Annotated in this window: 10 protein-coding genes and 1 tRNA gene; 3 read left to right on the forward strand and 8 right to left on the reverse strand. The window is 66.8% G+C overall.

Going from position 1 to position 11,515, the window contains the following annotated elements; all coding sequences use genetic code 11:
* Positions 1-61 precede the first annotated feature (61 nt).
* From clpX to ACOJSF_RS04760, 7 genes are all read right to left on the reverse strand, one after another.
* On the reverse strand, positions 62-1,327 hold the full coding sequence (gene clpX, locus ACOJSF_RS04730) for an ATP-dependent Clp protease ATP-binding subunit ClpX (RefSeq protein ID WP_420141077.1): 1,266 nt from the start codon (positions 1,325-1,327) through the stop codon (positions 62-64).
* A 179-nt stretch (positions 1,328-1,506) separates the two neighbouring features.
* Entirely contained in the window at positions 1,507-2,574 is a 1,068-nt protein-coding gene (locus tag ACOJSF_RS04735; protein WP_420141078.1) for an acyltransferase family protein, read from the reverse strand.
* A gap of 40 nt (positions 2,575-2,614) precedes the next feature.
* Positions 2,615-3,253, reverse strand: a complete 639-nt coding sequence (locus tag ACOJSF_RS04740; RefSeq protein WP_420141079.1) for an ATP-dependent Clp protease proteolytic subunit — start codon at positions 3,251-3,253, stop codon at positions 2,615-2,617.
* Positions 3,254-3,267: 14 nt separating this feature from the next.
* Positions 3,268-4,320: an acyltransferase family protein gene (locus tag ACOJSF_RS04745; protein ID WP_420141080.1), complete on the reverse strand. Its 1,053-nt coding sequence runs from the start codon at positions 4,318-4,320 to the stop codon at positions 3,268-3,270.
* A gap of 28 nt (positions 4,321-4,348) precedes the next feature.
* Entirely contained in the window at positions 4,349-5,296 is a 948-nt protein-coding gene (locus tag ACOJSF_RS04750) for a glycosyltransferase family 2 protein (RefSeq protein WP_420141081.1), read from the reverse strand.
* Between the two features lie 53 nt (positions 5,297-5,349).
* Positions 5,350-6,999, reverse strand: coding sequence for a trigger factor (gene tig / locus ACOJSF_RS04755; protein WP_420141082.1), 1,650 nt, complete (start codon positions 6,997-6,999; stop codon positions 5,350-5,352).
* 51 nt (positions 7,000-7,050) lie between these two features.
* Positions 7,051-7,135: transfer RNA gene (locus ACOJSF_RS04760), tRNA-Leu, on the reverse strand.
* Positions 7,136-7,247: 112 nt separating this feature from the next.
* Between ACOJSF_RS04760 and ACOJSF_RS04765 the strand changes: the two genes are divergently transcribed.
* Together ACOJSF_RS04765 and ACOJSF_RS04770 are read left to right on the forward strand one after the other, a co-directional pair.
* The gene (locus ACOJSF_RS04765) at positions 7,248-7,439 is read left to right on the forward strand and encodes a hypothetical protein (protein ID WP_420141083.1); all 192 of its coding nucleotides are present in this window, start codon (positions 7,248-7,250) and stop codon (positions 7,437-7,439) included.
* A gap of 141 nt (positions 7,440-7,580) precedes the next feature.
* Positions 7,581-9,515 (forward strand): acyltransferase family protein, encoded by a 1,935-nt coding sequence (locus ACOJSF_RS04770; RefSeq protein ID WP_420141084.1) that lies wholly within the window; start codon positions 7,581-7,583, stop codon positions 9,513-9,515.
* Between the two features lie 25 nt (positions 9,516-9,540).
* On the opposite strand, the gene gatB is transcribed toward ACOJSF_RS04770, so the two are convergent.
* Complete coding sequence (gene gatB / locus ACOJSF_RS04775) at positions 9,541-11,040, reverse strand: Asp-tRNA(Asn)/Glu-tRNA(Gln) amidotransferase subunit GatB (protein ID WP_420141085.1); 1,500 nt, start codon at positions 11,038-11,040, stop codon at positions 9,541-9,543.
* 87 nt (positions 11,041-11,127) lie between these two features.
* Here gatB and ACOJSF_RS04780 point away from each other — a divergent pair.
* Positions 11,128-11,515, forward strand: a 388-nt coding sequence (locus ACOJSF_RS04780; protein ID WP_420141086.1) for a glycosyltransferase, incomplete at its 3' end; no start/stop codon positions are given.

The following is an 11,515-nucleotide window of genomic DNA, read 5'->3' on the forward strand; positions in this document are numbered from 1 at the left end:
CCAACAAAAAGCCCGGCCATCTCTGGCCGGGCTTATATGCTTGGCGTCCGAGATGCGCCGATCAGGCGGCATCGCCGGCCTTGCGCTGTTCGGTGAACACGCGGACCGGCTCCTTGCGGCCTTCCACGACATCCTTGTCGATCACGATCTCGTCCACCCCGTCCATGGACGGGAGGTCGAACATCGTGTCGAGCAGCATGCCTTCGAGGATCGAGCGCAGGCCGCGCGCGCCGGTCTTGCGGACAATTGCCTTCTTGGCGACCGCGTGCAGCGCCTCGTCGGTGAAGGAGAGGTTCACGCCCTCCATCTCGAACAGCTTCTGATACTGCTTGACCAGCGCGTTCTTCGGCTCGGCCAGGATCTTGACCAGCGCCGCCTCATCGAGATCCTCCAGCGTCGCGATCACCGGCAGACGGCCGACGAATTCGGGAATCAGCCCGAACTTGAGCAGATCCTCGGGCTCGCACTGGCGCAACACCTCGCCCGTGCGCCGCTCGTCCGGCGCGGCGACATGCGCGCCGAAGCCGATCGACTTGCCCTGCAGACGGTCGCCGATGATCTTTTCGAGCCCCGAGAAGGCGCCGCCGCAGATGAACAGGATGTTGGTCGTATCGACCTGCAGAAACTCCTGCTGCGGATGCTTGCGGCCGCCCTGCGGCGGAACGGAGGCGGTGGTGCCCTCCATCAGCTTGAGCAAGGCCTGCGGCACACCCTCGCCCGACACGTCGCGCGTGATCGACGGATTGTCCGCTTTGCGGCTGATCTTGTCGATTTCGTCGATATAGACGATCCCGCGCTGCGCCCGCTCCACATTGTAGTCGCTGGCCTGGAGCAGCTTGAGGATGATGTTCTCGACATCCTCGCCGACATAGCCCGCTTCGGTCAGCGTGGTCGCGTCGGCCATGGTGAAAGGCACGTCGAACGTTTTCGCCAGCGTCTGCGCAAGCAACGTCTTGCCGCAGCCGGTGGGACCGACCAGCAGGATGTTGGACTTGGCCAGTTCGACATCGGCACCCTTCGCGCCATGGTTCAGCCGCTTATAGTGGTTGTGTACCGCGACCGAGAGGACGCGCTTCGCCTGCTGCTGGCCGATGACGTAATCGTCCAGATGCTGCTTGATGTCGGCGGGCGTGGGCACGCCGCCATCCTTCCGGCTGACGAACGCCGCCTTGGTCTCCTCGCGGATGATGTCGTTGCAGAGCTCGACACACTCGTCGCAGATGAACACCGTCGGCCCGGCGATGAGCTTGCGCACCTCGTGCTGCGACTTGCCGCAGAAGGAGCAGTAGAGCGTGCTCTTGGAATCGCCGCCGCTGAGCTTGGTCATAATATCCTTGTCCTCGGGCCACCCGAGTCGGGAGGCATCCTAATCCGCAGTTCCGCAGCAGCAAACTGATTATGCCCGCGGTGGTTGCCAAGCGATTAGCCGGCGCCCCTGCCAATATGGAGGCGCGACCGGGGCGGCACAAGGCGCGAACGCCTCAACCCCGCCCGGTGAAACGAATGCTAGATGGCCTCGCCCCGAATTCGCCGCAGCCGCAGGCGCGCGGCGAGCGCATGACGGTGCGCCAGCGCCGGAGCCTCTACCCATGTCCAGGATGCGATCGCAGCCATCAGCGTCAGCGGCGCGCTGAGCGCGATCAGCCCGGCGATCGACAGGCCGGGGATCAGCGCCATCAGCGATTGCTCGACGGGGAACCCGTAGATGTACATGCCATAAGAATAGTCGCCGAACCGATTATACGCCCTCAACCCAGGCAGATCGGCGAAACCGAACCACAATGCCGCATAGCAGACGGCGACGGCGTGCAGCACCGGATAGAGCGATGTGCCGAAGGCCACCGCTGCCAGCGCCCCCAGTCCCAGTACTGCGATAGGGGTCAGCGGGATGCGCCGCCGATAGATGTACGCCCCCGCGCCGAGCGCGAAGGGAAGCGCCAGCGGCGCCGCGAAGCGCAGGATTCCGATCCCCGCGCCCGGCGGGATGAGCAGGGCCGCCGCGACCGCCCCGGCCAGGACGATCGGGTAGGTCCGCTGCCGGCACAGCCCGACCAGCGTGAACAGGACGACCAACGCGTAGCAAACCACCTCGTGGAAAAGCGTCCACAACGATCCGTTGATTGCCGTTCCATATGGATTGGTCAGGAAGACGCCGGGCAGGCTCCACATCTGCCGCCACAATGCCAGGTTGATGGGCACATAGGCCCAGCTGTGGATGTCGGCAAAATAGGTGGTGAGCGGCAGTGCGGTGAAGAAGGGGCCGAGCCCGAACGCCGTCAGCATCAGCACCACGAACAGCCCGGGATAGATCCGGGCCACGCGCGCCAACGTGAAGTCGGCGAGCGAGTGGCGATTGTGGAAGCTCTTCGTGATGAAAAAGCCCGATACCGCGAAGAAGATCGTGACGGCGGTCGTGCCGAGCTTGTACCCGGTCAGCGCCTCCAGCGGCTCGGCCGTCCCCTTGCCCAGCACGATCGGCCAGGCGTGGGAGACGAGCACCGCCGTCGCGGCGGCCATGCGCAGCAGGTTGAAATTATTGTCGCGGCCTACCGCGCGCTGGTCGATGGTCACCACGCTCGTGCTCCCCCCACGGCACTTCGACGCCTTAGCTGGCTCAGGCGGCCTGCGCGGCGTCCTCGGCCGGGGCGGGGCGCTTGTCGAACACCTCGTCGACGATGCCGAACGCCTTCGCTTCGTCAGCTTCGAGGAACTTGTCGCGATCCATCGCCTTCTCGATCTCCTCGATCGGCTGGCCCGTATACTTGCTGTAGAGCGAGTTCAAACGGTGGCGCATGCGCAGGATCTCGCGTGCCTGGATCTCGATATCGGCCGCCATGCCCTGCGCACCGCCCGAGGGCTGATGGACCATGATCCGGCTGTTGGTGGTCGCGAACCGCATCCCGGGCTCTCCCGCCGAAAGCAGGAAGCTACCCATCGATGCCGCCTGGCCGATGCAGAGCGTGCCGACGCGCGGACGGATATACTGCATCGTGTCGTGGATCGCGAGGCCCGCCGTCACCACGCCGCCCGGCGAATTGATGTAGAGATAGATGTCCTTCTTCGGATTTTCGGATTCGAGGAAGAGCAACTGGGCGCAGATCAGCGAGGCCATGTGGTCCTCGATCGGACCGGTGATGAACACGATCCGCTCGCGCAGCAGGCGGGAGTAGATGTCGAAGCTGCGCTCACCACGGTTGCTCTGCTCGATGACGATCGGCACGAGGCCCGCGGTGATGTCGGCGTGGTCGGTCATGGGGTATTCAGTCCTTATGCCCTCGTGGTCACGCCAACATCGGCGTTTGCCGGGAGAGGTTCAAGAGGCGGGCGAGCGGGGCGTCGCCGCGCGTGGCGGAAGCCCAAGGCGACCGACCAACGCAGCCGCTCGCTGATCTCATAAGCGATCAGCGGGCCGATCAGCCCGGCCAGGGTGATGAGCGCGAGCAATACGGGCCCTGGCAGGCCGAGATGCAGCCGCTGGAGCACGATCCGCACGCCGGCGCTGAACAGGATGTGGAGCAGATAGATCGGCATGGCGCGCGTGCCCAGCCAGGCCAAAAGGCCCAGGCGATCCGCCACGAGCCGGGCGATGGCGAGCGTGCCCGCCGTCCCGCTGGCCGCCGCCGCGAGACGGGTGGCCCACGCCCACCGATCATGATCCATCATCGGGCCGATCCACATCACGGCGGCAAAGCACGCCCATGCCGCGACGGCGACGACCACCACCCGTGGTCGCGGCGCCGCGATCCGATCCAGGCCGCCGGCGGTCAACCACACGCCGGCGGCGAAATAGGGCAGGTCGCGCGTCGCGACCGACACGATATTGTCGCCGAACGGATAGGTGAACGGCACCGCCGCCAGCGCGAGCACATAGAAAAGGGGACGCGGCAGGAGAAGGAGAAGCTGGCAGAGCAGCAAAGCGTAGAGGAACCAGAATTGCGCGACCGGCTGCCACAGAATCGAGACCAGATCGCCCCGACCGATCTTGTTGTTGACCGACGACGCCAGCGCCAGCGTCACCAGGCTCTGCACCACCGACCACAGCAGGTAAGGCCAGGCGAGCGACGTCAGCCGGCTCCACACGAAATCGACCGCGCGATCGTCCGGTCGGCGGACCGCGAACAGGCCCGACACGAAGAAGAAGAGCGGCATGTGGAAGGCGTAGATCAGCGCATCCTGCGCATCGAGCGCGGGCGACCGATACATGCCCGCCGCCACCACGCCGCGAATGGCATGCCCGTAGACGACCAGCAGGATGCCGATTCCGCGCGCGGCATCGATCCAGTCGAGCCGCCGCCGTCCAGACGCACCGTCGGATGCCACGTCGATCCCCCCTTGTAGCACGACGGAGCTATCGCGGTTGCGGGAACGTGTCCATGGGCGCCGGGCCGGGGAGAGTGAGGTAGGCCAGGCGTCGTGTCTCGCGCCGCCCGCGCACCACGGTGTCGAGCATCAGGCCGGTGAAGCCGCAGAGGACCGCGACGATCATCAATCCGGTGACGAGGATCGCGGTCGGCAGGCGCGGCACGAGGCCACTGGCGAGATAGGTGACGACGAGCGGCGTGGCGAGCACGAGCGCCAGCGCCACCAGAGCGACGCTCATCAGCCCGAAGAACAGGACCGGCCGCTCCACTCGAAACAGGGTGATGATCGTGCGGAGGATGCGCCAGCCGTCACGCCAGGTCGACAATTTCGATGCCGATCCTTCGGGCCGCGCGGCATAGCGGGTGACGATCTCCGCCACGGGCATGCGCAATTCGAGCGCGTGCACGCTCATCTCGGTCTCGATCTCGAATCCGGTCGAAAGGATCGGGAAGCTTTTCACGAAGCGGCGCGAGAAGACCCGGTAGCCGGACAGAATGTCGCTGAAGCTGCGCCCGAACAACCGCGCGAGCAGCCCGGTCAGCAGCCGATTGCCCAGGCGATGGCCACGGCGGTAGGCGGCGTCGACCTCGCTCGCGCGTGCGCCGACGACCATGTCGAGCTGCTCGTCGATCAGCCGCGCGACGAGCGTGGGGGCAGCGGCGGCGTCGTAGGTCGCGTCGCCATCGGCCATCACGTAGATATCGGCTTCGACATCGGCGAAGGCGCGACGAATGACATGGCCCTTGCCCTGCATCGTCTCGCGCCGGACGATCGCGCCGGCTTGGGTCGCGGCCGCGGCCGTTCGGTCGCGGCTGTTATTGTCGAACACGTAAATGGCCGCGTCGGGCAGCGCCGCGCGAAACCCGGCGACGGTGACGCCGATCGCCGCTTCCTCGTTATAGCAGGGCAGGATGACGGCGACGCGCGGGGTCATTGCGCGATCCTAGCGCCCCCTCGCCCGGCGGGGGAGGGGGCGAACAGGTCGGGTCAGGCTTCGGCCTTCTTCTTGGCGGGGGCACGCTTCGGCTTCGCCGGGACGGACTCGACGGTGTCGCCAGCGTCGGCCGGTGCTTCGGCCTTCTTGGCGGCGGCCTTCTTCGCCGGGGCCTTCTTCGGCGCTTCCTCGGCGGCCGGCGCCTCGTCGGTCACGGCCGGCTCGGCGGCGGGCTTGGCCTTCTTGGCGGCAGCCTTCTTGGGCTTGGGCGCGACCTCGGCCGCATGATCGTGATCGTGGTGGTGGCCATGATCATGGTCGTGGTCGTGATTGCAGTCGGGGCCATGGACGTGCGGCTTGGGGCTGCCGTCGTCCTCGGCTTCGATCGCCGCCTCCAGCTCGGCGCGCGTCACCGCACGGTCGGTCACCGTCGCCTTGCCGAACAGGAAATCGACGACCTTGTCCTCGTACAGCGGCGCGCGCAGCTGCGCGGCGGCGACCGGATCCTGCTGGATATATTCCATGAACCGCTCGCGGTCCTTGGGGGCATATTGCTGCGACGCCTGCGCGGCGAGCATGCCCATCTCCTGCGTGGAGACTTCGACCCCATTCTGCTGGCCGATCTCCGACAGGAGCAGGCCCAGGCGTACGCGACGCTCGGCGATCGCGCGATAATCGTCGCGATCCTTCTCCATCTCGGCCAGCGCGGCCTGCGGATCGGCTTCGTGGCTCGCCTCATGCTCCAGCTGGCGCCAGATCTGGTCGAATTCGGCGTCGACCATCGACAGCGGGACCGGGAAGTCGTGGCCTTCGGCGAGCTGGTCGAGCAGCTTGCGCTTCATGTGCGTTCGGGTCAGGCCGTTGAGCTCCTGCTCGATCTGGCCCTTGAACAGCGCCTTCAGCTTGTCGAGGCTCTCGAGCCCCAGCGCCTTGGCGAAATCGTCGTCGATCGCGGTGTCCTTGGGCACGTTGACCGCCTTGACGACGATGTCGAAGGTCGCCGGCTTGCCCGCCAGGCTCTTCTCGCCATAATCTGCGGGGAAGGTGACGTTCAGCGTCTTCTCGTCGCCGACCTTGACGCCTTCCAGCTGCGCCTCGAAGCCGGGGATCAGGCGGCCCGAACCAAGCTCGACCGCCATGTCGGTGCCGGTGCCGCCGGGGAAGGCAACGCCGTCCTCGGTCTTGCCGACGAAATCGACGACGACCTGATCGCCCTCGACCGCCGGATGGCCGTCGAGCGCAGGCTCGAAGCTCTTCTGCTGCGCGGCGAAGCGGGTGAGCTGCGCGTCGATCTCCTCCTCGGTCGGCTCGACCGTCAGCCGCTCGAGCGTGAGCGAATCGATCGCGGGCGCCGGGACCTGCGGCAGCACCTCCAGCGAGACCTTGACTGCGACGTCCTTGCCGGCCTCGTAATCGGCCTCCAGCTCGACCTGCGGCTGCATCGCCGGGCGGAGCTGCTTCTCACCCAGCAGCGACTGGATGCTCTCCTGCACGGCGCTGTTGAGCGCGTCGCGCTCCAGCGCGGGGCCATGCATCTTCTTGATGAGGTTCGCCGGCACCTTGCCCGGGCGGAAACCCGGCATGCGGATCTGCGGCGCGGCCTTCCGGACCTCGGCATCGACCTTGGCGGCGATCTCGCCGGCCGGGATGGTCAGGGTATAGGCGCGCTTGAGGCCCTCGTTCAACGTCTCGACGGTCTGCATGGATCTACTCGAAGCCCTCGGCTTGGGGTTTGCCCTTCGGAATGCGGCGGCTGGTGCGGGCGAAGGGACTCGAACCCCCACATCTTGCGATACCAGAACCTAAATCTGGCGCGTCTACCAGTTTCGCCACGCCCGCGGGACGCTGCTCGGAAGCGGGGCGCTTATAGCAGCACGCCGCGAAGGGCAAGATTGCGGGAGCGCCCGCCCGCGCCGTTCGTTGGACGGACCCCAGCAAAAAGGAGCGCGCCATGGCCAGTCACCCCGATCCACATCCCGATTCGCCGCCGGCCGGATCGCCCGATCATCCCGAGCAGGTCTCCCCCGGCAATGACGGCGGGCGCGAAAGCGTCGAGGACGTCGAGGACAGCGCCGGCGACTTTGCCGGCACGGCCGGTACCGGCGGCGAGAACCGCGTCCAGGACAGCGAATTCGAGCGGTGATTTAACGATTGGCGGCGTTCTCAGCGCCGCCAATCACTCTATAGCCGATTGCTCGATGCTGCGTCGCAGCACCCAGTTGCGTGACACCGCTTGCCGCCTCGAACCGGCTATGCGAATTGGGCGGCGCAAGGGGGGAGCGACGTGTCGCAATCGGCGGCGGGACATCCGCACATCAAATATCGTCCCGACATTGACGGCCTGCGTGCCGTCGCGGTCCTGTCCGTGGTCATCTTCCACGCAGGCGTCGGGCTCTTTCCCGGCGGCTATGTCGGCGTCGACGTCTTTTTCGTCATCTCCGGCTTCCTCATCACGACGATCCTGCTGCGCGATCAGTCGATCGCCCAATTCTACCTGCGCCGCGCGCGCCGCATCCTGCCGGCGCTGTTCGCCATGCTGGTGGTGGTGCTGGCGGGGGCGCTGCTGCTCTTCCTCCCCTCCGATCTCAAGCAGGTCGGGCGGAGCACGGTGGCCACGCTCGCCTTCGTGTCCAACATGTTCTTCTGGCGGCAATCGGGCTATTTCAAACCCGATACGGAGATCATGCCGCTGCTCCACACCTGGTCGCTGGGTGTCGAGGAGCAATATTACATCTTCTTCCCGCTCTTGGTGATCCTGCTGCGCCGCTGGTCGATCATGGCCAAGGCGGTGGTGTTCGTGCTGCTGGGGCTGGGATCGCTCGCGGTCGCGGCGCTGCTGATCCGCATGGGGTATGCCGACACGGCTTTCTACCTGCTGCCGAGCCGCGCGTGGGAATTGCTGGCCGGGGCGATCCTCGCCACGGGCGTGATCCCCCCCGTGCGCCACCAGCAGGCGCGCGGCCTGCTGGGCGTGGTCGGGCTGCTCCTGCTGCTATGGCCGATCATGCTCTACAGTGCGGCGACGCCATTTCCCGGTATCGCCGCAATCCCGCCGGTGCTGGGCAGCGCGATGCTGATCGCGGCGGGCAATGGCGGGCCGCATCCGGTCGGGCGGCTGCTGGCCACCAAGCCCTTCGTCTGGGTCGGGCTGATCTCTTACTCGCTCTATCTGTGGCATTGGCCGGTCTTGGTGTTCGCGCGCTACCGGCTGGTGCGCGAGCTGACCGTGGCCGAGGCGGTGGCCGCGATCGGCATGGCGATCCTGCTTGGTTGGGCATCGTGGCGCTTCGTCGAGCGGCCCTTCCGCCATCGCATCCCCAATCGCGCGGTCGTGCGCTTCAGCATCGTGGGCGCGGGCGCCCTGCTCGCGGGGGCGGCCGTCCTGCTGATCACGCGCGGGCTGCCCGAACGCTTTCCGCGCGCGGTGGTCGCGCTGAACGAAGAAGCGGGGGACACCTGGAAATGCCCGCTGACGCAGTCGGTCCGCTACGGCGACGGCCGCGCCTGCCCGCTGACGGGCGGCAGCGACCCGGCGGCGGCCGAGATCGTGCTGTGGGGCGACAGCCATGCGCAGATGTACGCGCCCGCCTTGGCCGAGGCGGCGGGTCAGCGTCCGAGCCTTTTGGTCAACGTCTACGGCTGCGCCCCCGTCCAGCAAGGCGATGACTGCGGCCGCCAGCAGGAGCGCAACTTCGCGACCATCGCCGCGTCACGCGCCACGACGGTGATTCTGGCGCAGAACTGGCCGCAATATCGCGTCGAGATCGGGCACAAGGCGGGCCGCGAGACCCTGCCCGAGGAGGAATATCGCCCGGCGATCGAGCGGCTCGAACGCACCGTCGCGGGCTTGCGTGCCGCGGGCAAGCGCGTGGTGCTGGTCACCCCGATCCCGCGCCCCGATTACGAGCTGCCGAGCGTCGTCTCGCGCGAGATCGCCTTCTACGGTCGGCCGGTCCACCAGGTCGAGATCAGCGAAGCGGCGCTACACCGCCAGTTCGCCAACGTCTTTGCCGCGCTTGATCGACTGGCGCGCGAGCCCGGCGTCACGGTGTTCGATCTGACGCCCTTCATTTGCCCGAATGGGCGTTGCGCCTATCTGCATGGCGATCAGGCGGCCTTTGCCGATTACGGCCACTTCTCGACCGATTACGCACGCACGCTTGGGCCCGCCTTCGCGCGGATGCTCGCATCGCAGTCGGAGCCGGCGGCCGCGCGGTAAGACCGCCCGGCTCCGACGCGCTACTTCAGCCGTCGAGCGCTTTCTTCAGCAGGTCGTTGACCACCGCCGGATTGGCCTTGCCGGCCATCGCCTTCATCGTCTGGCCGACGAAGAACCCGAACAATTTGTCCTTGCCGCCGCGATAGTCGGCGACCTTGTCGGCATTGGCGGCCAACACCTTGGCGATCTCCGCCTCGATCGCGCCGGTGTCGCTGGTCTGCTTCAGTCCGCGCTCCTCGACGATCCGGGCGGGGTCGTCCTGCGTGGTCAGGCTGATCTCCAGCACCTCCTTGGCCATTCCGCCCGACAGTGTGCCGTCGGATACCATGGCGATGATCGCGACGTTGGTCGAAACCGGGATCTGGAGCACCGGGATGTTGAGCGCATTGGTGACGCCCGCCGCGTTGGACGTGAGCCAGTTGGCGACCGCCTTGGCGACCGCGTTTTCGGGCTGGCCGATGCGCGCCGCCGCCTCGGCGAGGTTCGCCTCGAAATACCGTGCCATCTCGACATCGGCGGTCAGCACGCCGGCGACATAGGGCGTCAGTCCCAGTTCCTGCTCGTAACGGCGGCGCTTGGCGTCGGGCAACTCGGGCAGGCTCGCCTTGCACTCCTCGAGAAATGCGTCCTCCAGCTCGAGCGGGAGCAGGTCGGGGTCGGGGAAATAGCGATAATCGTGCGCATCCTCCTTGGAGCGCATCGACCGGGTTTCATTGCGATCGGGATCGTAGAGGCGCGTTTCCTGCACGATCGTGCCGCCGCTCTCCAGCACGTCGACCTGGCGACGCGCCTCGCCCTCGATCGCGGCCATGACGAAGCGGACCGAATTGACGTTCTTGGTCTCCGTGCGCGTGCCGAACGGCTCGCCGGGCTTGCGGACCGACACATTGACGTCGGCGCGCATCGATCCCTGCTCCATATTGCCGTCGCACGATCCGACGTAGCGCAGGATCGCACGCAGCTTGCGCAGATAGGCACCGGCCTCGGCGGGCGAGCGCATGTCCGGGCGGCTGACGATCTCCAGCAGTGCGACGCCCGAGCGGTTGAGATCGACGTAGGACCGCGTCGGATGCTGATCATGCATCAGCTTGCCGGCATCCTGCTCGACATGGATGCGCTCGATCCCGATCGTCTTGACCGCGCCCACGGGATCCTTGTCGTCCAGACTGATCTCGATCGCGCCTTCGCCCACCAGCGGGTGATAGAGCTGGCTGATCTGGTAGCCCTGCGGCAGATCGGCATAGAAATAATTCTTGCGGTCGAATCGGCTCCAGCGGTTGATCGTGGCGCCGATCGCCATGCCGGTGCGCACCGCCTGGCGGATGCATTCCTTGTTCGGCACGGGCAGCATGCCGGGCATCGCGGCGTCGACCAGGCTGACCTGCGCGTTGGGCTCCGCGCCGAACGCGGTCGCGGCGCCGGAAAAGAGCTTGGCGTTGGACGTAACCTGGGCATGGACCTCAAGCCCGATCACGACCTCCCACGGGCCGGTCGCCCCTTCGATTCGATAGGCAGTTTCGCTCATGCGCCGTCCGCTCGGTCACCACAGCATCATTGTCAACAAGACGCGGCATGGGCATGACCGACGAAGGCCGTCACGCGAGGGGGACGAATGACGCTCAAGGCACCTGCGCCCGTGCTGGTGATGATCGTGAACTACCGCACGCCCGACCTCGCGCTCGCCGCCGCGCGTTCGGTCGAGGCGGAGGTGCGCGCTCTGCCCGGCGCGCACGTGGTGATCGTCGACAATGGCTCCGGGGATGATTCGGCCGATCGCATCGTCGCGGGCGTCGCCGACGGCGGCATGGCGGACTGGTGCACCGCGCTGCCGGTCGCGCGCAACGGCGGGTTCGCGGCCGGCAACAATGCGGCGCTGCGCTGGCACCGCGACCAGACGGGTGAGTGGCCGGCTTATGCCTGGCTGCTCAACCCCGACACGGTGGCCGAGCCCGGCGCGATGGCCGCCCTGATCGATTTCCTCGCGGAGCATCCCGACGCCG

It is taken from the genome of Sphingomonas sp. (assembly GCF_048594985.1).
In the GTDB taxonomy this organism is placed as follows: domain Bacteria; phylum Pseudomonadota; class Alphaproteobacteria; order Sphingomonadales; family Sphingomonadaceae; genus Sphingomonas_I.

Excerpts from the sequence above, each read along its gene's own strand:
- clpX (WP_420141077.1), bottom strand. The coding sequence starts at position 1,327 with ATGACCAAGCTCAGCGGCGGCGATTCCAAGAGCACGCTCTACTGCTCC.
- ACOJSF_RS04740 (WP_420141079.1), bottom strand. The coding sequence starts at position 3,253 with ATGACCGACCACGCCGACATCACCGCGGGCCTCGTGCCGATCGTCATC.
- ACOJSF_RS04750 (WP_420141081.1), bottom strand. The coding sequence starts at position 5,296 with ATGACCCCGCGCGTCGCCGTCATCCTGCCCTGCTATAACGAGGAAGCG.
- tig (WP_420141082.1), bottom strand. The coding sequence starts at position 6,999 with ATGCAGACCGTCGAGACGTTGAACGAGGGCCTCAAGCGCGCCTATACC.
- ACOJSF_RS04765 (WP_420141083.1), top strand. The coding sequence starts at position 7,248 with ATGGCCAGTCACCCCGATCCACATCCCGATTCGCCGCCGGCCGGATCG.
- gatB (WP_420141085.1), bottom strand. The coding sequence starts at position 11,040 with ATGAGCGAAACTGCCTATCGAATCGAAGGGGCGACCGGCCCGTGGGAG.